Annotated in this window: 19 protein-coding genes and 1 tRNA gene; 9 read left to right on the forward strand and 11 right to left on the reverse strand. The window is 60.8% G+C overall.

Annotated elements, in window-relative coordinates:
• Positions 1-31 precede the first annotated feature (31 nt).
• Both ACB037_RS20455 and tcdA read left to right on the forward strand, forming a co-directional pair.
• Positions 32-108, forward strand: a tRNA-Asp gene (locus ACB037_RS20455).
• 147 nt (positions 109-255) lie between these two features.
• On the forward strand, positions 256-1,092 hold the full coding sequence (tcdA, locus tag ACB037_RS20460; RefSeq protein WP_043155679.1) for a tRNA cyclic N6-threonylcarbamoyladenosine(37) synthase TcdA: 837 nt from the start codon (positions 256-258) through the stop codon (positions 1,090-1,092).
• Positions 1,093-1,111: 19 nt separating this feature from the next.
• Here the strand turns inward: tcdA and ACB037_RS20465 are convergent, their stop codons facing one another.
• Positions 1,112-1,546 (reverse strand): SufE family protein, encoded by a 435-nt coding sequence (locus tag ACB037_RS20465; protein ID WP_043155651.1) that lies wholly within the window; start codon positions 1,544-1,546, stop codon positions 1,112-1,114.
• Positions 1,547-1,559: 13 nt separating this feature from the next.
• Positions 1,560-2,780: an aminotransferase class V-fold PLP-dependent enzyme gene (locus ACB037_RS20470; RefSeq protein WP_371175829.1), complete on the reverse strand. Its 1,221-nt coding sequence runs from the start codon at positions 2,778-2,780 to the stop codon at positions 1,560-1,562.
• A 152-nt stretch (positions 2,781-2,932) separates the two neighbouring features.
• Here ACB037_RS20470 and rep point away from each other — a divergent pair, with 152 nt between their 5' ends.
• Positions 2,933-4,945, forward strand: coding sequence for a DNA helicase Rep (rep, locus tag ACB037_RS20475; protein WP_043155654.1), 2,013 nt, complete (start codon positions 2,933-2,935; stop codon positions 4,943-4,945).
• Here the strand turns inward: rep and ACB037_RS20480 are convergent.
• The 5 genes from ACB037_RS20480 to ACB037_RS20500 form a co-directional block, all read right to left on the reverse strand.
• Entirely contained in the window at positions 4,932-7,235 is a 2,304-nt protein-coding gene (locus ACB037_RS20480) for a bifunctional diguanylate cyclase/phosphodiesterase (protein WP_124812983.1), read from the reverse strand. The genes rep and ACB037_RS20480 overlap by 14 nt on opposite strands.
• Before the next feature lie 84 nt (positions 7,236-7,319).
• Positions 7,320-7,772 (reverse strand): cytochrome c5 family protein, encoded by a 453-nt coding sequence (locus ACB037_RS20485; protein WP_045522541.1) that lies wholly within the window; start codon positions 7,770-7,772, stop codon positions 7,320-7,322.
• A gap of 219 nt (positions 7,773-7,991) precedes the next feature.
• Positions 7,992-9,017 (reverse strand): L-threonine 3-dehydrogenase, encoded by a 1,026-nt coding sequence (tdh, locus tag ACB037_RS20490; protein WP_010672427.1) that lies wholly within the window; start codon positions 9,015-9,017, stop codon positions 7,992-7,994.
• 89 nt (positions 9,018-9,106) lie between these two features.
• Entirely contained in the window at positions 9,107-10,297 is a 1,191-nt protein-coding gene (locus ACB037_RS20495; protein ID WP_052815560.1) for a glycine C-acetyltransferase, read from the reverse strand.
• A 168-nt stretch (positions 10,298-10,465) separates the two neighbouring features.
• Positions 10,466-11,110: a TetR/AcrR family transcriptional regulator gene (locus ACB037_RS20500; protein ID WP_103244028.1), complete on the reverse strand. Its 645-nt coding sequence runs from the start codon at positions 11,108-11,110 to the stop codon at positions 10,466-10,468.
• 154 nt (positions 11,111-11,264) lie between these two features.
• On the opposite strand from ACB037_RS20500, the gene rfaD reads away from it, so the two are divergent.
• Genes rfaD through ACB037_RS20525 form a run of 5 tightly spaced genes read left to right on the forward strand, consistent with a single transcriptional unit; the run spans position 11,265 to position 16,786 of the window.
• Positions 11,265-12,224: an ADP-glyceromanno-heptose 6-epimerase gene (rfaD, locus tag ACB037_RS20505; protein ID WP_039041134.1), complete on the forward strand. Its 960-nt coding sequence runs from the start codon at positions 11,265-11,267 to the stop codon at positions 12,222-12,224.
• Positions 12,225-12,273: 49 nt separating this feature from the next.
• Complete coding sequence (locus ACB037_RS20510; protein ID WP_371175830.1) at positions 12,274-14,037, forward strand: polysaccharide deacetylase family protein; 1,764 nt, start codon at positions 12,274-12,276, stop codon at positions 14,035-14,037.
• Positions 14,038-14,059: 22 nt separating this feature from the next.
• A complete protein-coding gene (locus ACB037_RS20515; protein ID WP_371175836.1) occupies positions 14,060-15,382 on the forward strand; it encodes an O-antigen ligase family protein in 1,323 nt (440 codons plus the stop codon).
• Positions 15,363-16,094: a glycosyltransferase family 25 protein gene (locus ACB037_RS20520; RefSeq protein WP_042864640.1), complete on the forward strand. Its 732-nt coding sequence runs from the start codon at positions 15,363-15,365 to the stop codon at positions 16,092-16,094. The genes ACB037_RS20515 and ACB037_RS20520 overlap by 20 nt, the downstream gene beginning before the upstream one ends.
• The gene (locus ACB037_RS20525) at positions 16,091-16,786 is read left to right on the forward strand and encodes a glycosyltransferase family 32 protein (protein WP_042879178.1); all 696 of its coding nucleotides are present in this window, start codon (positions 16,091-16,093) and stop codon (positions 16,784-16,786) included. Before ACB037_RS20520 ends, ACB037_RS20525 begins: the two co-directional genes overlap by 4 nt.
• 21 nt (positions 16,787-16,807) lie before the next feature.
• Here the strand turns inward: ACB037_RS20525 and ACB037_RS20530 are convergent, their stop codons facing one another.
• The 4 genes from ACB037_RS20530 to ACB037_RS20545 form a co-directional block, all read right to left on the reverse strand.
• Entirely contained in the window at positions 16,808-17,857 is a 1,050-nt protein-coding gene (locus ACB037_RS20530; protein WP_371175831.1) for a glycosyltransferase family 9 protein, read from the reverse strand.
• 215 nt (positions 17,858-18,072) lie between these two features.
• Positions 18,073-19,329 carry a PTS ascorbate transporter subunit IIC gene (locus tag ACB037_RS20535; protein ID WP_011704190.1) on the reverse strand — a complete coding sequence of 419 codons (1,257 nt, stop codon included), beginning with the start codon at positions 19,327-19,329 and terminating at the stop codon, positions 18,073-18,075.
• 60 nt (positions 19,330-19,389) lie between these two features.
• Positions 19,390-19,677 (reverse strand): PTS sugar transporter subunit IIB, encoded by a 288-nt coding sequence (locus tag ACB037_RS20540; RefSeq protein WP_371175832.1) that lies wholly within the window; start codon positions 19,675-19,677, stop codon positions 19,390-19,392.
• 32 nt (positions 19,678-19,709) lie between these two features.
• Entirely contained in the window at positions 19,710-20,153 is a 444-nt protein-coding gene (locus ACB037_RS20545; protein ID WP_005307534.1) for a PTS sugar transporter subunit IIA, read from the reverse strand.
• A 252-nt stretch (positions 20,154-20,405) separates the two neighbouring features.
• Between ACB037_RS20545 and ACB037_RS20550 the strand changes: the two genes are divergently transcribed.
• Positions 20,406-21,428 carry a LacI family DNA-binding transcriptional regulator gene (locus ACB037_RS20550; protein ID WP_041212112.1) on the forward strand — a complete coding sequence of 341 codons (1,023 nt, stop codon included), beginning with the start codon at positions 20,406-20,408 and terminating at the stop codon, positions 21,426-21,428.
• Positions 21,429-21,634: the final 206 nt, after the last annotated feature.

Raw genomic sequence — 21,634 nt, forward strand, 5'->3', positions numbered from 1 at the left:
GCAAAAGATTTAGCGAAAGCTAACCGAATGCGGAGCGGTAGTTCAGTCGGTTAGAATACCGGCCTGTCACGCCGGGGGTCGCGGGTTCGAGTCCCGTCCGCTCCGCCACTACTTAAAAAGCCCAGTCTAACGACTGGGCTTTTTTTCGTTTTCGATACCGCACTCCTTTTCCCTCACATCAACACCGTCATCATCCGATCATCGCCCCTGAGAGAGGTTGCCGCTATAATGGCCGCCCTCAAGCAAGGTGATGGTATGAAAGCAGAGTATCTACAGCGATTCGGGGGCATAGCCCGTCTGTATGGCCAGCGTGCCCTTGGCTCCTTCAGCCAGGCGAAAGTCTGCGTGGTCGGGATTGGTGGCGTCGGTTCCTGGGCGGCCGAGGCGCTGGCTCGGGCCGGCATCAACCAGATCACTCTGATCGACATGGATGATATCTGCATCACCAACACCAATCGCCAGATCCACGCCATGCAGGGCACGGTCGGCCGTCTCAAGACGGAGGTGATGGCCGAGCGCATCCGTGCCATCAACCCGGATTGCGAGGTGATCGAGGTGGATGACTTCGTCACCGCCGACAACCTGGGCGAGCATATCAAGCGGGAGTTTGACTATGTGGTGGATGCCATCGACTCGGTCAAGGCCAAGGTGGCGCTGATTGCCTTCTGCAAGCGCAACAAGATCCCGGTGATCGTGGCGGGCGGTGCCGGCGGGCAGATGGACCCGACCCAGATCACCGTGGCTGACCTGGCCAAGACCATTCAGGATCCGTTGGCCGCCAAGGTGCGCTCCGACCTGCGCCGACTGCACAACTTCAGCAAGAATCCGGCGCGCAAATTCGGGGTGGAGTGTGTCTTCTCAACCGAGCAGTTGAGTTATCCAGATGGCAATGGCGGCACCTGCCAGGCCAAGGGGGCCAGCGACGGCAATATGAAGATGGATTGCGCCTCCGGCTTCGGTGCCGTGACGCCGGTGACGGCCACCTTTGGCTTGGTCGCCGCCTCCCGAGTATTGAAGAAGATTGCCGAGCGCGGGGCCCGCGCCGAGAAAGAGGCCGGAAATGAAGACACAGGGTCGATTGGCGCAGCCTGATCGACCATTGCACTGCGGGTTAGACAGCCTGCTCCCGGATCGCCAACACGATTGCCCTGAGCCCGTTGCCCCGCGACGGGCTCAGGTGTTTTTCGAGCCCCAATTCGCTGAAATAGGCATCTATATCAAAAGCCTGGATAGCATCGGCAGTCTGATGATTGAACGCCGCCAGTACGATGACGATAAGGCCGCGCACGATACGAGCATCGGAGTCGCAGGCAAAGTGCCAATTGCCGTCCTTACTTTTTTCTCCCTTGAGCCAGGCCTGGCTCTCGCACCCTTTCAGGCGGTTCTCTTCCTGCTGCCACTCTGCTGGCAAGGTGGGTAGCAGCTTGCCGAGCTGTATGATGAGGCGGTACTGGTTCTCCCAGCCGTTCGCCGCCGCAAACTGCTGGCGGATGGTATCGGCATCGGGCTCAAGGCCGATCCGGGTATAGGTTGCGAGGCTGTTCATTGGATTGTCTGCCTTAGAAGAAGTCACTGAGTTTGTGCAGGGCGGCCAGCAGGGCGTCCACATCGTCCCGATTGTTGTAGCAGGCCAGCGAGGCACGCATCGTGCCGCCGATACCGAGCGATTCCATCAGCGGCATGGCGCAGTGATGGCCGACCCGCAGGGCTATGCCCTGCATGTCGAGCAGGGTGGCGGCGTCCTGCGGGTGGATATCCTCCAGCAGGAAGGAGACGGCGCCGGTGCGCTGACCGGGTTCGCCGACCAGACGCAGCCCTGGCACCTGTTGCAGTCCGGCAATCAGATAGTCGGTCAGCGCTGCTTCATGGCTGGCCAGTGAGTCCCTGTCCTGCTCCATCACAAAGCCGATGGCTGCGGCCAGGCCGATGGCGCCGGCAATATGAGGAGTACCAGCTTCAAACTTGAAGGGCAGGGTGTTGAAGGTAGTGCCGCTGAAGCTGACCTTGTCTATCATCTCGCCGCCGGCCTGCCAGGGGGGCATCCGCTCCAATAGCTCAGTGCGGCCCCACAGCACGCCGATGCCGGTCGGGCCATAGAGCTTGTGGCCGGAGAAGGCGTAGAAGTCGCAGCCGATGGCCTGCACATCTACCTCTAAGTGAGCCACTGCCTGGGCACCGTCGATGAGGGTCAGGGCACCGACTGCCTTGGCCGCTGCCACCATCTCTTTGACTGGATTGACGGTGCCAAGGGCATTGGAGACGTGAGCCACGCTCACCAGTCGGGTACGTGGTCCCAGCAGGGCCAGATAGGCAGCGATGTCGAGATCGCCCCGCTCATCGAGGGGGATGACCCGGACGACGGCACCGGTACGCTGGGCGACCAGCTGCCAGGGGACGATATTGGCGTGATGCTCCAGGGTGCTGAGCACGATTTCATCCCCCGCCCTCAGCTCGCTCATCCCCCAGCTCTGGGCCACCAGATTGATCGCCTCCGTGGTGCCACGGGTCCATATCACTTCGTGGCTGCGAGGGGCATTGATAAAGCGGGCAACCGTCTCGCGGGCATCTTCGAAGGCGCGTGTGGCCCGGCCGCTCAGGGCATGGGCGGCGCGGTGCACGTTGGCATTGTCGGCCCGATAGTAGTGATTGATCGCATCCAGCACGGCTTGCGGTTTCTGGGTGGTGGCGGCGTTGTCCAGATAGACCAGAGGGTGGCCGTTGACCTCTTGCGCCAACGCCGGAAACTGGCCGCGCAGCCGGGCGTGCTGTTGCTGATTCATGCTCCCCTCATCTCGTCTGGAAAAGTCGGTCATGATCCGGAAAATGGCGGGCAAACACAAGATGAAGTGGCGGGATCCCGTGCCCGGTTTCGGCTGCCCGCGGGATCTCTGCTACAATGCCGCCCCTCATCATAAGCCAAGAGATCCGGCCCATGAAGCTCAACCCCAATCAGAACGAAGCGGTCAAGTATGTCTCCGGCCCTTGCCTGGTGCTGGCGGGTGCCGGATCGGGCAAGACCCGCGTCATCACCAACAAGATTGCCTATCTGGTACAGCAGTGCGGCTACAACGCACGCAACATAGCGGCGGTCACCTTTACCAACAAGGCGGCGCGGGAGATGAAGGAGCGGGTCGGCCAGACCCTGGGTCGCAAGGAGGCGCGGGGGCTGATGGTCTCCACTTTCCATACCCTGGGGCTCGAGATCATTCGCCGCGAGCACAAGAGCCTGAACCTCAAGGCCAACTTCTCCCTGTTCGACGACACCGATCAGCTGGCGCTGCTCAAGGAGCTGACCGAGGCGGAGCTCGACAACGACAAGGACAAGCTCTCGGCCCTCATCAGCCAGATCTCCAACTGGAAGAACGACCTCATCCTGCCGGCTCGGGCCATGCGTATCGCCCGCGGGCCTGAAGAAGTGCTGATGGCCCAGCTCTACGAGCGTTACCACCGCCAGATGGTGGCTTACAACGCGCTGGATTTTGACGACCTCATCGTAATGCCGACCCTGCTGCTCAAGAGCAACCAGGAGGTGCGCGAGCGCTGGCAGAACAAGATCCGCTATCTGCTGGTCGACGAATACCAGGACACCAACACCAGTCAGTACGAGCTGGTGAAGCAGATCGTCGGCGAGCGGGCCCGTTTTACCGTGGTGGGGGATGACGACCAGTCCATCTACTCCTGGCGTGGGGCCAAGCCGCAGAACCTGGTGCTGCTGAACGAAGATTTCCCTAATCTGCGACTCATCAAGCTGGAGCAGAACTACCGCTCCAAGCGGCGCATTCTCAAGTGCGCCAACATCCTGATCGCCAACAACCCCCACGTCTATGACAAGGCGCTTTTCTCCGAGCTGGACGAGGGGGTGAAGCTCAAGGTGCTGTTTGCCAAGAACGAGGAGCACGAGGCGGAGCGTATCGCCGCCGAGCTGATGGGCCACAAGTTCATGAACCGCACCCGGTTCAAGGATTACGCGATCCTCTATCGGGGCAACCATCAGTCGCGCATCTTCGAGAAGGCGCTGATGACCAACCGCATTCCCTACCGTATCTCGGGCGGTACCTCGTTTTTCTCCCGCACCGAGATCAAGGACATCATGGCCTACCTCAAGCTGCTGGTGAACCCGGACGAGGACACTGCCTTCCTGCGGGTGGTCAACCTGCCGCGCCGCGAGATAGGCCCCACTACCCTCGAAAAACTGGGCCAGTACGCCAACCAGCGTGGCAAGAGCCTGTTTGCCGCCAGTTTCGAGCTGGGGCTGGAGCAACACCTCTCCGGACGCGGTCTATCCGCCCTGCAGGCCTTCACCAACTGGCTGGTGAGGCTTGGCGATCAGGCGCTGCGCGGCAATCCGGTGGAGGCGGTACGGGACATGATCAAGGAGATCCACTACGAGGAGTGGCTCTATGAGACCTCCCCCAGTCCGAAGGCGGCGGAGATGCGGATGCAAAACGTCTCCACCCTTTATCGCTGGATCAGCGAGATGCTGGAGGGGGACGAGTTGGAAGAGTCGATGACGCTTGCACAGGTGGTTACCCGGCTCACCCTGCGGGACATGATGGAGCGCAACGAAGGGGAGGATGAGGCGGATCAGGTGCAGCTGATGACCCTGCACGCCTCCAAGGGGCTGGAATTTCCCTATGTCTACATGGTGGGCATGGAGGAGGGGCTGCTGCCCCACCAGACCAGCATCGACGAGGACAACGTGGAGGAGGAGCGGCGCCTCGCTTATGTGGGGATCACCCGGGCCCAGACCGAGCTGACCTTTACTCTCTGCAAGGAGCGCCGCCAGTTTGGTGAGTCGGTGCGGCCGGAGCCGAGCCGCTTCCTGCTGGAGCTGCCCCAGGATGACCTGGAGTGGGAAAACCAGAAGAAGGTGACGGCCGAGGAGCGCCAGCAGAAGGGGCAGGTTGGTGTCGCCAACCTGCGGGCCCTGTTCAAGAAGGATTGAGGTCGGAAGGCTTGGTCTCTCGAGAAGCCTGACCCAGCAGAGGGGGAATATCGGCTCCCGGCAGCGGGGGCGAGATGTGGCGCCCCTGCCCGAGGGCGCAGCCAAGCTCGATGAGCTTTTGCAACTGCTGCTGATTTTCGATCCCCTCGACCACCAGGGTGAAGTCGAGGTCCTGGCAGATGTCCCGCATGGCGCGGATAAGCGCCAGATCCTTGGGTGAGTTCAACATGCGATGGGTGAAGCTATCGTCCACCTTGATGTAATCCACCGGGAAGTGAAACAGGGCGTTGAGGGAAGAGAAGCCGGTGCCGAAGTCATCCAGGCTGACCTGGATCCCTTTCGCCCTCAGTTCATGCAGGGCAGTGAGGGAGTCGGCACTCTGCCGGGAGAGCTCGCGTTCGTTGAACTCAAAGATGAAACATGCGGGGATGACACCCTCCTCCTCCATGATGGTGAGCAGTTGCATGATCTGCTCGTGGCTGGCCAGGTGCTTGCCGGAGAGGTTGATGGCTATCCTGAAACGACCGACCCCGGAGGCGGGTTGCCAAAGCTTCAGTTGCTGGCAGGTGCGCTTGAGGATCTGGCGGTCCAGATCCTGAATGAGGCCGCACTGTTCCGCCAGAGGAATGAAGTCGAATGCATCCTTGAGCTCCCCTTCCTCCGTTATCCAGCGCGCCATGACCTCCAGTCCGACCAGGCGGCTGTCACACAGCCTGATCACTGGCTGGAAGTAGGGCACAATCCGCCCTTCCCGCAAGGCTCTGAAGAGCCGCTCTTCCGGTGACCCCGCCTGTTCGGTACAGGCCTCCGAATACATGACGATGCGGCTGCGGCCGTTGCGCTTGGCCTGGTACATGGCGAGGTCTGCCTGGTGCAGCAGTTCACTGACATCGGCCGTTTGCTCCGTCACACTGGCGACCCCCAGACTGACGGTGATGGTCAGTTCGTTGCCCTGGAGCCGGAACGGATGGCCGATACGGCCAATCAGGCGATTGAGCACGGGGCTGATGTCCTCTTCCCGCTGGCTGTTGTCCAGATAGATGACGAATTCGTCCCCTCCGAGCCTCGCCACCATGTCATTTTGCCGGATGCAGCCTTGCAGCCTGCTGCCCAGCTCCTGCAGCAACTGATCGCCGGCACTGTGGCCCAGGGCGTCATTGACCTGCTTGAAGTGATCCACATCGACGAAGATCAGGGTGAAGCCGGCTGTCTGGTAACGGCGGTAGCGGGTCATGGCATGATGCAGGTGATTCATCAGCAGCGCCCGGTTTGGCAACTGGGTCAGCGGGTCGTGCAGGGCATTGAACTGGAGCCGCCGCTCCAGCTCCTGATGATGCTTGAGCCGTTTCTGCAACCTCAGGTTGGTTTGGCGCAGCTGTTGGAGGCGCTGGTTGATGGACTCCTCCGAGTTGAGCTCATCGAGTTGCTGTCGCACCCTTTTGAGCTCCAGCAGCAGGGTCAACTGATGGCGCAGGAAATCGAGGAACAGCCTGTCATCGGTTTCCAGAGGCCGGGTCATGTTGAGGATGAGGTGGGCAAAGTATTGCTGCTGCTGGCGCAGGGGCAGGCTGTACCAGTAAAGCCCCTCTTCATGGCGCTCTACGCTGTTGGTGCTGTGGCACATGGCCCGAATGATGTCATCGTCGTATGTCAGGTGTGGTGGATAGAGTCGCTCCAGTCGCTGGTTTTCCAGCCGGATCAGCAACATGTCGCTGACCGAGAGCATCTGGCGCAACACAGCTTCCAACTGGGCAAACAGGGCCTGCTGAGGCAGGTTGTGAGCCAGGCGCATCACTCGGCCGATCTTCTCGATTTTCTCCTGCCACTGGGGATCCCGCTGCATGAGAGGGGAAGCCAGCCCCGCCAGCTGGGTACCGGTCTGGGTTTCGTGCAGACGTTTGGCCAGGCACTCCAGCAGCAGCCTCAGGGTGGGCGCCTGCTCCGGGGTGCTGCGTGCCAGCAACCACTGCACGTCGATATGCTCCACAGGCTGCACGCACCAGCCCTGCCCTTCATCGAGCCGGGTGAGCTGTTCGGTGAGGCGAGGTTCTTCCCGTCCCAATTGTTGTTTGAACACGTCGGGAAGCTGATAGGTGTAGCGCCAGTTCAGCCCCCCGTCGGCCAGCCCCAGCATGGCGAAATGTTGCAGAGGGCAGAGTGTGTCCAGCAGACCGACCAGTCTGGCGTAATCCTCGGGGGAGGCAATGCCGGGGGCGGGGAAATCCATGATGGAGGAGACGACCGCCAGCAAGGAGTGCGAGTCTGGCGGTGTGGTGGGCTGAACTGACATGCAACACTCCCGAAAAAACTTACCTTCAAGCGTAGTCGGAAGTGATGGGATTGAAAGGGCTGCAAGAGGAGCCCTTTCAATTACTTAGAGCTTGTCGATCATGTAGTGAATGGCGTTCTCGATCTCTTCGTCACTGCAGGTGGCGCAGGTCCCCCGCGGTGGCATCATGCCAGCCTTGCCGGTGAAGCCTTCGATGGCGTGTTTGCGCAAGGTGTCGAATCCCTGGGCGATGCGTGGCTCCCAGGCGGCCTTGTCACCTCGCTTGGGGGCGCCGGCGGCACCGGTATCGTGGCAGGCGAAGCAGGCACCCTTGAACACGGTCTCTCCGTCACGTGGGCCGGAGGAGGCTGTCGCAGGCGCGGCCGCGGCGGTCGCAATGCCTTCCAGATCCTTGGCGGTATAAACCTGGCCAACCGGGGCAATACGCTCGGCAATGGCCTCTGTCGACATGTCATCGGCGGCAAGGACGGCGCCGGACAGAGTGGCGGCCGCCATCCCGGCAGCCAGCAAATAGCTCAGTTTTTTCAACACGCTCATGTACTCCCAGCAGGCTCTTATTATCCCCAGAAAACGACGGGATTATAACCGAATAGTTACAGTCATTTAAACGCTTGTGTGTGAAGTGTTAAGCAATCTGCAAACAAAGTGGCAGAGCAGGAAGGTGTGATCCCACATAAAAAAACCCGGCATGCGCCGGGTTTCGTGAGGCTGAACAAAATAGGGCGCGCTGATTGCCCAGGCGCCCCTCGCGTGTCCTCAATCCCAGTTCAGGATCACCTTGCCGGACTTGCCGGAGCCCATGGCTTCGAAGCCCTGCTGGAAGTCATCGATATGGAAATGGTGGGTGATGATGGGGCTGAGATCCAGGCCAGACTGGATGAGGCTTGCCATCTTGTACCAGGTTTCGAACATTTCGCGGCCGTAGATCCCCTTGATGAAGAGTCCCTTGAAGATCACCTTGCCCCAGTCGATGGCCATGGTGGAGGGAGGAATGCCGAGCATGGCGATTTTGCCGCCGTGGTTCATCTTGTCGATCATGTCCTGGAAGGCGCTGGGCACCCCGGACATCTCCAGCCCCACATCGAACCCTTCGGTCATGCCGAGATCTTCCATGACATCGGAGAGCTTCTCCTTGGCTACGTTGACGGCACGGGTGGCGCCCATCTTGCGGGCCAGTTCCAGCCGGTATTCGTTGACGTCGGTGATCACCACGTGACGGGCGCCAACGTGACGGCAGACGGCAGCGGCCATGATGCCGATGGGGCCTGCACCGGTGATCAGCACGTCTTCACCCACCAGGTCGAAGGAGAGGGCGGTGTGCACGGCGTTGCCGAACGGATCGAAGATGGCGGCCAGCTCATCGGGGATGTTGTCCGGCAGCTTGAAGGCGTTGAAGGCCGGGATCACCAGGTATTCGGCGAAGGAACCCGGGCGGTTCACACCCACACCAATGGTGTTGCGGCACAGGTGGGTGCGACCGGCACGGCAGTTGCGGCAGTGGCCGCAGGTGATGTGGCCTTCGCCGGAGACGCGATCGCCGATGGCGAAGCCGCGCACTTCCTGGCCGACGGCGACCACCTCTCCCACATACTCGTGCCCCACCACCATGGGGACGGGAATGGTCTTCTGGGCCCACTCGTCCCAGTTGTAGATGTGCATGTCGGTGCCGCAGATGGCGGTCTTGCGGATCTTGATGAGCAGATCGTTGTGGCCGAGCTCGGGAGCCGGGACATCGGTCATCCAGATGCCGACTTCGGATTTGAGTTTGGAGAGTGCTTTCATGACAGATTCCTCACGGCGCCATGCCGGGTACAGAGGGTAATAAAATGGGGCCCAACCTTGGCCCCCGTTTTAATCAGCCAGCCATGTGATCAAATCACACCGAGCTCGCGACCGATGCGAATGAAGGCATCGATCGCCTTGTCCAGTTGCTCCCGGGTATGGGCGGCGGACATCTGGGTCCGGATGCGCGCCTGACCCTTGGGTACCACGGGGAAGGAGAAGCCCACCACGTAGATACCGGCGTCCAGCATGCGGCTCGCCATCTCGGCAGCCAGTTTGGCATCCCCCAGCATGACCGGAATGATGGCGTGATCGGCACCGGCCAGGGTAAAGCCGGCGGCGCTCATGCGCTCGCGGAAGTAGGCACTGTTCTCCTTGAGGCGGGCACGCAGGTCGTGACCCTCGGCCAGCATGTCGATCACCTTGATGGTGGCCGAGACGATGGAGGGTGCCAGGGAGTTGGAGAAGAGGTAGGGACGGGAGCGCTGACGCAACCAGTCGATCACCTCTTTCTTGCCGGATGTGTAGCCACCGGACGCGCCACCCAGCGCCTTGCCCAGGGTACCGGTGATGATGTCGACCCGTTCCATCACCTCGCAGTATTCGTGGGTGCCGCGGCCGTTCTCACCGATGAAGCCGACGGCGTGGGAGTCATCCACCATCACCAGCGCATCGTACTTGTCGGCCAGATCGCAGATGGATTTGAGGTCGGCGATGACGCCATCCATGGAGAAGACGCCGTCGGTGGCGATCAGCTTGAAGCGGGCGCCGTCGGCATCGGCCTGCTTGAGCTGGGCTTCCAGTTCGGCCATGTCGTTGTTGGCGTAGCGATAGCGTCTGGCCTTGCACAACCGCACCCCATCGATGATGGAGGCATGGTTGAGGGCGTCGGAGATGATGGCGTCTTCGGCACCGAAAAGGGTCTCGAACAGACCGCCGTTGGCGTCGAAGCAGGAGGAGTAGAGGATGCTGTCTTCGGTGCCGAGGAAGGCGGACAGCTTCTGCTCCAGCTCCTTGTGCTGGTCCTGGGTACCGCAGATGAAGCGCACGGAGGCCATGCCGAAGCCGTGGCTCTCGAGCCCCTGATGGGCGGCGGCAATCAGGTCGGGGTGGTTGGCCAGCCCCAGGTAGTTGTTGGCACAGAAGTTCAGTACCTGCTCGCCGCCCACCGCAATCTGGGCCTGCTGGGCCGAGGTGATGATGCGCTCCTGCTTGTATAGCCCTTCCGCCTTGACCTGTTCGAGCTGTTCGGTCAGGTGACGATAGAATCCGTTAGACATCCTCGGTCCTCATTGCTGTATCGACTGTGTTCTCAGGATCCCGGGCGTTCGGCGTCGTCACGGTCGCGACGAAACGCCGACAGACCCTAGAATGGGCAACATTTTACTGTAATCCCTGCGTATAAATTCAAATTTTTATGCTGATAATCAACAATTGTGAAACAGATCTCACCCGGCTGGTTGGGCCAGTTGGTGATAATGTTGCTCCAGTTGATGTATCTGGGGGGCCACTTGTGGCTGCACGTAGGGTCGCAGCAAAAACAGCACCCGCAAGACCCCCTGGTAGAGCAGGGGTTTGGTGATGCGGGTGGCCGGGGCCTGGGCGATCTGGAACGGGATCCAGCAGGTGACGACCATCTTGATGGTCTGGCCGAGATCCGGCAGGTCTTCATCGCTGACGGCGATGATGCCGCCTTCGCGCAGGCTTCTGAGCAGCGTCTCCACGGTGGCACGGAGCTGCTCCTGTGCCTTGAGGTATTTCTGCTGCAGCAGCTCGTCGCGACTCAGGATGTCCGGCAGGTTCGCGTAGAAGAAGCGGAACTGCCACATCAAATAGAAGATGGCATCCAGGTAGCCCATCAGATCCTCCAGCCGGATCGCGCTGCTGCGGATCGGGGTGAAGCTGTCGCTCAGGTGGCGGGCGTACTGATCGAAGATGGAGTGGATGATGTCTTCTTTGTTTCTGAAGTGGTAGTAAAGGTTGCCCGGGCTGATGCCAAGGTGTGCGGCAATGTGGTTGGTGGTGATGTTGCGCTCGCCCTGATCGTTGAACAGCTCGGTGGCGCTGTGGATGATCCTGTCTCTGGTCTTCATCGCTGGTCCCTCTGCCGGGCCCGAAGGGGAAAAGTCATCGAGGTCGAATCCCCTTGCGGCCCGTGATAAACTTTTCGGCAATTTCAAATTGGCCCACTATACACAGCTTTAACAGGCAGTCACACGGGGCCACAACGTACGCGAGGCAAACTCCATGATCGTAGTAACTGGCGGTGCTGGCTTTATCGGCAGCAATCTGGTCAAGCAGCTGAACGCTCAAGGACGGACCGATATCGTGGTCATCGATGACCTGACCGACGGCACCAAGTTCGTCAACCTGGTCGACCTCACCATCGCCGATTACATGGACAAGGACGAGTTCCAGGCGCGGATCGTCTCCGGTGACGAATTCGAGGAGTGGGATGACGGCATCGAGGTGATCTTCCACGAAGGCGCCTGCTCCGCGACCACCGAGTGGAACGGCAAGTTCATCATGGAGGTCAACTACGAGTACTCCAAGGATCTGTTCCACTACTGCATCGAGCGGGAAATCCCCTTCATCTACGCTTCTTCCGCCGCGACCTATGGCGGGCGCAACGACAACTTCATCGAAGATCCCAGGTTCGAGCAGCCTCTCAACGTCTACGGCTACTCCAAACAGCTGTTCGATCAGTACGTGCGTCGCTGGATGCCGGAGATCAACTCCCAGGTGGTGGGTCTCAAGTACTTCAACGTCTATGGTCCCCGCGAGCAGCACAAGGGCTCCATGGCGTCCGTGGCCTTCCACCTCAATACCCAGGTGAAGCAGGGTGACAATCCCAAGCTGTTCGAGGGCTGTGACGGTTTCCCGGATGGCGGCCAGATGCGCGACTTCATCTACGTGGACGACGTCTGCAAGGTGAACCTCTGGTTCTGGCAGAATCCGCAGCACTCCGGCATCTTCAACTGCGGCACCGGCCGGGCTGAGCCGTTCCAGAACGTGGCGGAAGCCGTGATCAGGCATCACCAGAAAGGCGCCATCGAATACATTCCCTTCCCGGATCACCTCAAGGGTCGCTACCAGAGCTTCACCCAGGCGGATCTCACCAAGTTGCGCGGCGTCGGCTATGACGGCGAGTTCAAGACTGTGGCCGAAGGCGTGGCCGATTACATGGCCTGGTTGAACCGGGCTTGATCCCCCTCTGGCGGGTGGCTCTGGCCACCCGTCGATCGGATGCGCTTGCATGAACATATTGATGGCTCTCTCCCAGCTCGAAGTGACGGGCGCGGAGGTCTATGCCACCACGGTCGGCAACGAGCTGACCCGCCGTGGCCACCAGGTTTTCTACGTCTCTGACACCCTGACCAAGCCGACTCTGGGGCCGGTCTTTCGGTTGCGCTTCAACAAGCGCAGTATCCTGCGCCGCTTCTGGCACGTCTTCTATCTCATCTATCTGATCCGCAAGCACAGGATCCAGCTTGTGCACGCCCATTCGCGCGCCTCGGGCTGGAGCTGCTACGTCGCCTGCAAGCTGACCGGCACCCCCATGATCACCACGGTGCACGGGCGCCAGCCGGTACACGCCTCCCGCAAGGCATTCCATGCGCTGGGCTACCGGGCGGTGGCGGTGTGCGAGGATATCGCCAGCCAGATCATCGACAACCTGGGGGTGGACCCGGCCATGGTGCAGGTGCTGCGCAACGGCATCGAGACCGACAAGTTCCAGCCCGTGCCGATACCGGACAACGACAAACCGGTGATCGCCATCATTGGTCGGCTGAGCGGCCCCAAGGGGGAGCTCTGCTACCGGTTGCTGGACGAGGTGCTGGATCTGGAAGCCTGCCGGGTGCGCGTCGTCAGCGGCACCCAGGTGCCGGCGCGTTTTGCCCGTTTTCAGGACAAGGTCGACTTCGTCGGTTATGTGGACGATGTGCCCGCCCTGATGGCGGGCTGCGATCTGGTGATCGGTGCCGGTCGGGTGGCGATGGAGGCGCTGCTGTGCGGTCGTCCGGCGTTTGCCATCGGCGAAGCCAGGGCCATCGGTCTGGTGACGGAGCAGAATCTGGACGAGGCCCTCGCCAGCAACTTCGGCGACATCGGCCCCAGGGATCTGGCCATCGACTTTGCCGGGCTGAAGGCGCAGATCCCTTCGGCGCTGGCCTCCAAGGTGGTGCCAGACCCAGTGCGTCAACGGATCCTGCAAGAGTATGATTTGCAAGGCGTCGTGACCGGGCTGGAATCCGTCTATCAGGATGCCGTGGTCGAGACCCTGCGCCGGGAGATGCCGGTCATCATGTATCACCGCTTCATCGAGCACGAGAGCGAAAAGGGAGTGCATGGCACCTGGCTCCCGGTCGCCATGTTCGAGAAGCACCTCAAGCTGATGAAGTGGCTGGGCTACGAGACGCTGACATTTGCCGACCTGGCGGAGAACGGGTTCATCCACCGGCTGCAATACGGCAAGAAGTACCTGATGATCACCGTGGACGACGGCTATCGGGACAACCTCACCCGCATGCTGCCGCTGCTGGAAAAGTATGGTTACAAGGCGGTGGTCTATGTGGTGACCGGTGAGGATCACAATCGCTGGGATGTGGAACATCCGACGCACCCCGATACCCCGGTGACCCTGATGACCCCGGACGAAATCAAGGCGCTGGTGGCCTCCGGTCATGTGGAGATCGGGGGTCATACCCTGACTCACCCCCGCCTGAGCACGCTCCCCCCAGAGGAGCAGGCCCACCAGATCCAGGCCAACAAGGCCTGGCTGGAGCAGTTGCTCGGCCATCCCCTGATCTCGTTTGCCTATCCTTACGGGGATCTGAACGACAGTGCAAAAGCCCAGGCCGTTGCCGCCGGTTATCGCTATGCTGTGGCCACCAACAGCGGCCCCAGAGCCATGCATCGGGATCCGTTCCAGATCCGCCGGATCGCCATCTTCCCCCGCACCGACATGTTCGGCCTGTGGCGCAAGATCCGTGGCAACTATGTCTTCCGAAAAACCTGACAGGGAATACACCTTGCTCCGTATGACAGATCATGACTCATCGACGAGTGACGATTTTCTCCGCATCTTTCACGGCCAGGCGTTCGGCAACTTCATCTTCCTGAATATTCTGGGTTACACCCTGTTCAAGGATTCGATTCAGCTGATCGCCGACGTCTGCCAGACCATCATAGTGTTGGCCACCCTGATGGCCTTCTATGTGGAAAGGGCCTTCTTTACAAGGAACAGGATCTTTCAACTGCTCTGTCTGGCCTTGGTGGTACAGAGCCTGAGCTGGGTCGCATCCAGACAGTTCGTGCCCGACTATGCCCTCAAATACCCTTCTGTGAAGTCGATGGCATACCTCTTCTTCTTCCTTGGTCTCGCCTACTGGCTGAAGGGGGACCCGCGCCGCATCGTCATCACCCTGCTGACCTTCTGCCTCGGTGTCATTTTCACCTTTGCCTATCACTCCTCCTTCTTCTCCATCGTCGAGACAGGTCTTGATGGGGCCAGGGTAGATTTCAATTACCGCAATGCCCAGCACGGCTCCCTGATCGCGGGTGCCTGCTTCCTGTTTTTTGTGCTCTTGTTGCTTACATCGAAATTCAGGAAGCTGTCGCTGGGCAATGCCGGGATCCTGCTTGGCATCCTGTTGTTCGGGGTCTTCTCCGTCATTCTGCAGTCCCGTCAGTCCTGGCTGGCGATCTCGGCTTCGCTGGCCATCCTCCCCTTGCTTGGGGGAGGAGAGCATTGGCCAAGGCGCAAGGTGGTGTTGACCTACGCCATCTTGCTGATGACCATGCTGGCGCTTTATCAGGTTTCGTTCATCCGGGAGCGGCTGCTGGCCGGCTTCGTGCATCAGGGGGATGTGCATGCCATCCTGACGGGTAACTGGAACGAGGTACGGGACTTCAGCATCGGGGTGAGATTGAAGACCTGGCTGGAGGCCATCCAGTGGTTCCTCGCTCACCCCTTCTTCGGGACAGGCTATGGCAGCCAGTCGTTGGTGATCACCCTCTCCAAGACGCTGCCTGACTACATTACCCGGGAGTTTCGTCACCTGCACAACTCCAACATGGAAACCCTGGTGTGCTGGGGCATTGCCGGCTTCCTTGTGCTGTATGGCACGCTCTTCTCGGTGCTCCGCCAGGTGCTGTGCTGTCCGGTTTCGTCCCGTTTCATCAAGATGCTGGCCATCTCCTTCATCCTCTATTGGCTCATCATCAACAACTTCGAATCATTCTTCTACATGCGTTCCGGGCAGTGGGTATTCAGCGTCTTCATGGGCGCCATCTACTCGGCCGCATTGCATTGGGAACTGAACAGGCTTGGAAAGGAAGGTCATGAAAATTTACGTCATTAGTCTGGACAGGGCCGTCGAGCGGCGCAGTCGTGTCGAGTCTGTGCTCTCTGCCAGAGGCATCCCCTTCGAATTTTTCAGCGCAGTGAACGGTTTTGAGGGGCTGCCCGAGCGGCTGCAAGCCCTGCCGGATGATCAGCACAGGATCCGGTTTCGCAGCAGACCGCTGACGCCCGGGGAAAAGGGGTGCTATGCCAGCCACTACCTGCTCTGGGAAAAGTGTGTCGAGCTCGACGAGCCCATCCTCATCCTGGAAGACGATTTCCTGCCCACTCAGTATTTTGAAGAGGTGGTGGGTACCCTGCCGAAGATCCACGAACAGTACGAGTATGTGAAAGTGGAACCCCAGATCGGCACCGCCACGGCCCTGACTACAGTGGACAACATGCAGCTCATGTTCTGGCACAACAACTCGTGCTGGACCACGGGGTACAGCATCTCTCCCCAGGGGGCCCGCCGGTTGCTGGCCCATAGCCAGCGGTGGCTCTGTTCGGTCGACAACTTCATCGGTGAGTCCTATCGCACCGGGCTCATCTGTACCGGCCTTATTCCCTATGCCATCTACAGTCCGCGGGACATGGGCAGCGACATCCAGAATCAGGTCGTGCTGAAGAAAGTTCCGCTGGGATTCAAGTTGACCCGTGAACTCTATCGCTTCTACCGCTTCGTCAGGATGGCCCTGTGGAACATGAAACAGGCGGGGGGCAAGGCATGAGTACGACCAGCAGAACCATTCACGCCATCTGGCTCGGCAGCCGCTTGCCTCCTTTGGCGCACGTGTGCATCGATGACTGGCGCAAGCAGGGTTACAGCTACAAGCTGTGGCTGGACACGGATCCGCAGGTAAAACGCTGGATACAGGAGTGCACCTTTGCCCGGGAGTGCTACCGGCGAGGCCTGCTGGCCTTCGTGACCGATTACCTGAGGCTCAAGATCCTCGCTCAGGAAGGGGGTCTGTATCTGGATACCGATGTCACCATCAACCAGGATCCCTTCCCGCTCTTCGAGTCCGTGGCCTTTGGCGTTGGCTACGAATCCGATCGGCTGATCGGGACAGCGGTCATCTACGCCAGACAGGATTCGGCCATGCTGTCCGAACTGGTGCGCTTTTATGAACAGGAGATCATGTCCTCTCCCATGTACATGGGGCCGGAGATCATGACACACCTGGTCTCGGAGAAGCTGGCATCATCAGGGGATACCGCCCTGATCGCCCCCGTGCACTATTTCTACAACTACCAGGGGGAGGCGATTCATTTCGAGCCGGCGGCAGAGCGCTACATGACCCACTGGTTCCAGCACAGCTGGAAACGCTCATCCGGTCTTGTGTTCCTGCGTGCCAAGGCCAAAGGCTGGTCAGGGTATCTCTATGAATGGCAGAAGGAGTTCTTCCGCCTGCGCAAATGACGGCGACATGGCATCGCCGTGCTAGACAGTGGGCAGGGGAGCCGTGTCTCCATCTGCTTGATTGCCGGTGACGGGAGTGACTTGACTCCAGAGCTGATCCAGCTGCATCTGTACCTCGCGCACTTCCTGCTGCGGATCCTGACGACCCGTGTCGACGAAGCGATAACGGGGATGAGAGACGGGATTGGCAATGGCGGAGTGTCCGAGGGGAGAGACGATGGTGAGCAGGGGGATATCCAGCGCCTGCGCCATGTGCCGCGGTCCTGTGTCATTGCCGACGAAGAGCTGGCAATGGGCGAAGAGCCCCACCAGTTCCCGTACCGAGCGGGTCTGAACATGGTCAAACACGCTGGCCTGCAGCGCTTCTGGCAGCAGCGGCTTCAGCCCCCGGTTGTACTCCTCTTCCCCCGGTCCGCAATAGACCAGGATCTGGGCATTGTGCTCCTCGATGAGCCACTGGGCGACCTTGGCGAAGCAGTCGATGGGCCAGCGCTTGTAATGCCCGAGGGAGTTCACTCCCATGGCGATGAGTGGCCGGGTCGGGTCGACGCCAGCGGCCAGCAGGGCATCCCTTCCTTGTTGTTTCTCTTCTTCACTCAGCCAGAGGTAGTAGTTGCGATCCTCCCTGGCGAGGCCGAGGGGCTTGAGCAGTGAAAACCGGTCGTCCACCAGGGTGCTGTTGCCCTGATGCTCGGTGTCATGGCGAAAGCGCACGATGCGGTTGTGGCCCAGGCGCCATGGGAAGGAGTCGAAGCCGATCCGCAGGCGGGCGCCGGAGATGAGGCAGGTGAGCAGACCTATCATCTGGCCCTGGCTGTTGATCACCACATCGTAGCGCTCGCGGCGAATGCCCAGCAGCAAATCCTTCATGTAGCGCCACTCGTTGCGGCGCGCCTTCTCGATGACGATCAATCGATCGATGTTGGGGTTTCCCTCTGCCATGCCCGCGCAGTAATCCATGACCAGATAGTGAACTTCCCCGGCAGGGTCGTGCTGCTTGAGGTTGTTGCACAGTGCGGTGGAGATCAGCACATCTCCTATCTGTTTGGTTTGTACTACCAGGTATTTCATGGAAAGGGCCTCGAGCGAGGTCGGGTTGAACGTCAGCGCATCAGCATATCGCACTCCCCTGTCAGATGCTGCCGCTATGGGGTGAAAATCCGATCCAACGCACTGTGTTTGCACATATTTTCGACGTTGTTCGGGCTGGTGGGGCCCGGCTGGCAGTGCGGGAAGATGAGCGGGGGCATGGCACCGCTGGCCATGCCCCCGATGGGCAAGAGTGATCAGCGTACGATGAGGCCGAGCAGGATCCCCACCACACCGAAGTCGGCATCGCTGAAGGTGGTGTTGGCAAAGCCGAGATCCCCCAGTACCGGCAGCAGGAACACCGGCAGGAAGGTGATCAGCAGGCCGTTGGCGAAGGCACCGAGTAGAGCGCCGCGACGGCCGCCGGTGGCATTGCCGAACACCCCGGCCGCTGCACCGACGAAGAAGTGCGGCACGACGCCTGGAATGATGACGGTGAGCCCCAGCAGGTAGAGCAGCACCATGCCCACCAGACCGGCGGCGAAGCTCGACAGGAAGCCGATCAGCACCGCATTGGGGGCATAGGGGAAGACGATGGGGCAGTCGAGCGCCGGCTTGGCGTTGGGCACCAGCTTGTCGGAGATCCCCTTGAAGGCCGGCACGATTTCGGCGATGACCATCCGCACCCCCTGCAGGATCACGTAGACACCGGCGGCGAAGGTGATGGACTGCATCAGGGAGAACATGAACCAGTGCTTGCCCTTGGCGACGCTGGCTACGAACTCGGGGCCGGCGAAGGCGGAGGTGATGAGGAAGATGATGCCCATGGTGAAGGAGATGGCCACCGGGGTATCGCGCAGGAACAGCAGGCTCTTGGGCACCTGCACCTCTTCGCTGCTGTGGGCCTTGTTGCCGAACTTGGCGCCGATCCAGCCGGCCAGCACGTAGGAGCAGGTGGAGAAGTGGCCGAGCGCCACGTCATCGGAGCCGGTGATCTGCTTCATGTAGGGGTGGGCGAGGGCCGGGAACAGCACCATGGTCACGCCGACCACCAGGCTGCCCACCGCGATGAGCGGGATGCCGCTCATGCCGCCGGCGGAGAGGATGGCCGCCACCATCATCGACATGAACAGGGTGTGGTGACCGGTCAGGAAGATGAACTTCCACGGGGTGAGCCGGGCGATCAGGATGTTCACCAGCATGGCGAAGAACATGATCATCGCCATCTCCTTGCCGAATGACTGCTGGGCGATGGAGACGATGGCCTCGTTGTTGGGGACGACCCCCTTGATGCCGAAGGCGTGCTGGAAGATGGTGGCGAAGTCGCCCAGCGAGTTCACCACCAGGGTGGCGCCGGCTCCCAGGATGACGAAGCCCATGATGGTCTTGACCGTGCCCTTGATGCACTCGGTCACCGGTTTCTTCTGGGCGATCAGGCCGATGAGGGCGATGAGGCCAACCAGCACGGCCGGCTCCGACAGCACGTCAAACATCAGAAAATTGAAAAATTCCATGGTCAGCTCCAAGCAGATGGAAGCGGCGGCTCACCGGCCGCCCAGACAGTTGCAAAGGGGTTAGAGTGAGCCCAGCTCGCGCAGGGCGATGGCGAGTTTTTCTTTCATGGCGGCCTTGTCGACCATGTTGTCCAGCGAGACCAGCCGGCCGTCGACCCCCATGCTGACCAGCTGTTCGGCGATGTCGCGGGTGGCGACAAAGATCTCGGCGCTCTCGCTGCCGGCGGAAGCGAGATCCCGGTGATCCACCTCGGCCGTCACGGCCAGCTCCTTGAGAATGCTCTTGATGCTCATCTCCATCATGAGGCTGGTGCCCAGGCCGTGTCCGCATACAACCAGAATCTTCATGTTCTCTTCCTCTGTCGGGCGCAGGGCGCCACTCAATAACGCGCCAGGATGCGCAGGATGTCGTCTTTGCTGGTGGCCGCCATGATGGCCGCCACGTCTTCTTCATTCATGAACAGCTCGGCCAGCTGAGCGATGGTCTCCACGTGGGAGTTGCTGTCGCTGGCGGCCAGGGTGACCAGCAGCCGCACCGGGTCGTTGCCCTCGGAGCCGAAGTTGACCCCCTCCTTCAGCACGGTCAGCGCCAGTCCCAACCGGTTGACGCCGTCTTCCGGGCGGGCGTGGGGCATGGCCAGGCCCGGTCCCAGCACGTAGTAGGGGCCGAGCTCCTCGTGGGAGCGATAGAGCGCCGCCACATAGGAAGGCTCTATGGTGCCGTTGGCCAGCAGGGGGGCGGTGGCCAGCTCGATGGCGTGGCGCCAGTCGCGGGCGCCCGCTTCGATGGAAATGACCTCCTCGGTCAGCAATTGGGTCAGCATGGCAGTGTCCGGGCTGGATAGGATGGCGCCAATCTAGCGATCTTGCCTCTTGATAACTGTGAGCTTGATCGCGAAAGTTAGCGCTACCAGATAGCGCTAACATCGATCTGTGATAGCGCTATCATTTCTCTCACGGAAGGGATTCATCCTGCCCCTTATCGGCCTCAAAGAAGGTAAAATCCGGTTTGAGCAAATAGTCAGTGCCCCGCTTTTGCCTTAAAGTGAATGCCCGTATGCCGAGGAAGGGAAAGGATGTCAGAAGCGAAAAAACGCCGCAGCACGGGTCGGGTGACCCTCAACGACGTGGCCCAGTTGGCTGGCGTGGGAGCCATGACGGTGTCGCGCGCCCTGCGCACCCCCGAGCTGGTGTCCGACAAGATGCGCGAGCGCATCGAGGCGGCGGTGGATGAACTCGGCTATATCCCCAATCGGGCGGCGGGGGCGCTGGCTTCCGCCACTTCCCAGACCATAGTGGTCATCGTCCCCAGCCTGGCGGAGCGCGCCTGCGGTGATATGATTGCCGGGCTGCAGCAGACCCTGCTCGCCGAGGGCTATCAGATCATGCTGGGGGATGCCCAGCACCTGAAGCAGCAGGAGGCCAGCCTGCTCAGCAATTTCCTGCAGCACAATCCGGCCGCCGTGGTGTTGTTTGGGGGGGATCCCGGGGAGGTCATCCGGCAGCGCCTGCAGGCGGCTCGCTTGCCGGTGGTGGAGGTGGGAGCCATGGCGCGCCATCCCATCGACATGAACGTCGGGGTCTCCAACTTCGATGCCGGTTATCAGCTGACCCGCCACCTCATCGAGCGCGGTCATCGCAACATCGGCTTTCTCTGTGCCCGCCAGGAGCAGTGGATGCTGCAGCAGCGCATGCAGGGCTGGCAGAAGGCGCTGCTGGACAACTACCTCTCCCCGGACGCCATCATCAATACCTCTGAGCTGCCGAGTTTTAGCACGGGGGCGGCCATGCTGGGGGAGTTTCTGCTGCGCTGGCCCGAACTGGATGCGCTGATCTGCGTCAACGACGAGCTGGCGGCCGGGGTGCTGTTCGAATGCCAGCGCCGCCATCTGAGCGTGCCGGGCAAGCTCGCCATCGCCGGTTTCGACGATCTGGATGTGGCGCGCGCCTGTCATCCTGCGCTGACTTCGGTCAGGATCCCCTATCACCAGATGGGCAGGGAGGCGGCGGAGCTGATCCTGCGTCAGCTGGCGGGCGAGGAGGTGGCCGGCATGAGCCTCGCCCTGGATTTTCAATTGCAAAAGCGTCAGAGCACCTGACGAGCGATGCCACGACAGGGCGAGGCAAGCATGTTCAAGGCGTTGTGACCTAAGACCCGGTCGGTGCACCGTCGCCCTGCGCGGGAACTGCCAGCCGACGTGTTTGCCCGGTCAATCACCGGGTTGGATCAGAGCGTGGATGCCACCGGAGCCATGACTCCAGGTGGCTGGCTGCACCCTGGTTAAGCTCTGAGCGGAACCACTGG

Origin of the sequence: Aeromonas sp. S19(2024), from assembly GCF_041402625.1 — a bacterium.
Lineage (GTDB): Bacteria > Pseudomonadota > Gammaproteobacteria > Enterobacterales > Aeromonadaceae > Aeromonas > Aeromonas caviae.

Bases quoted from the DNA above. Each gene is read 5' to 3' on its own strand.
- ACB037_RS20530 (WP_371175831.1), bottom strand. From the start codon at position 17,857: ATGAAATACCTGGTAGTACAAACCAAACAGATAGGAGATGTGCTGATC.
- rfaD (WP_039041134.1), top strand. From the start codon at position 11,265: ATGATCGTAGTAACTGGCGGTGCTGGCTTTATCGGCAGCAATCTGGTC.
- ACB037_RS20470 (WP_371175829.1), bottom strand. From the start codon at position 2,780: ATGAATCAGCAACAGCACGCCCGGCTGCGCGGCCAGTTTCCGGCGTTG.
- rep (WP_043155654.1), top strand. From the start codon at position 2,933: ATGAAGCTCAACCCCAATCAGAACGAAGCGGTCAAGTATGTCTCCGGC.
- ACB037_RS20540 (WP_371175832.1), bottom strand. From the start codon at position 19,677: ATGAAGATTCTGGTTGTATGCGGACACGGCCTGGGCACCAGCCTCATG.
- ACB037_RS20550 (WP_041212112.1), top strand. From the start codon at position 20,406: ATGTCAGAAGCGAAAAAACGCCGCAGCACGGGTCGGGTGACCCTCAAC.
- ACB037_RS20545 (WP_005307534.1), bottom strand. From the start codon at position 20,153: ATGCTGACCCAATTGCTGACCGAGGAGGTCATTTCCATCGAAGCGGGC.
- tdh (WP_010672427.1), bottom strand. From the start codon at position 9,017: ATGAAAGCACTCTCCAAACTCAAATCCGAAGTCGGCATCTGGATGACC.
- ACB037_RS20515 (WP_371175836.1), top strand. From the start codon at position 14,060: ATGACAGATCATGACTCATCGACGAGTGACGATTTTCTCCGCATCTTT.
- ACB037_RS20520 (WP_042864640.1), top strand. From the start codon at position 15,363: ATGAAAATTTACGTCATTAGTCTGGACAGGGCCGTCGAGCGGCGCAGT.
- ACB037_RS20485 (WP_045522541.1), bottom strand. From the start codon at position 7,772: ATGAGCGTGTTGAAAAAACTGAGCTATTTGCTGGCTGCCGGGATGGCG.
- ACB037_RS20465 (WP_043155651.1), bottom strand. From the start codon at position 1,546: ATGAACAGCCTCGCAACCTATACCCGGATCGGCCTTGAGCCCGATGCC.
- ACB037_RS20535 (WP_011704190.1), bottom strand. From the start codon at position 19,329: ATGGAATTTTTCAATTTTCTGATGTTTGACGTGCTGTCGGAGCCGGCC.
- ACB037_RS20510 (WP_371175830.1), top strand. From the start codon at position 12,274: ATGAACATATTGATGGCTCTCTCCCAGCTCGAAGTGACGGGCGCGGAG.
- ACB037_RS20495 (WP_052815560.1), bottom strand. From the start codon at position 10,297: ATGTCTAACGGATTCTATCGTCACCTGACCGAACAGCTCGAACAGGTC.
- tcdA (WP_043155679.1), top strand. From the start codon at position 256: ATGAAAGCAGAGTATCTACAGCGATTCGGGGGCATAGCCCGTCTGTAT.
- ACB037_RS20500 (WP_103244028.1), bottom strand. From the start codon at position 11,110: ATGAAGACCAGAGACAGGATCATCCACAGCGCCACCGAGCTGTTCAAC.
- ACB037_RS20480 (WP_124812983.1), bottom strand. From the start codon at position 7,235: ATGTCAGTTCAGCCCACCACACCGCCAGACTCGCACTCCTTGCTGGCG.
- ACB037_RS20525 (WP_042879178.1), top strand. From the start codon at position 16,091: ATGAGTACGACCAGCAGAACCATTCACGCCATCTGGCTCGGCAGCCGC.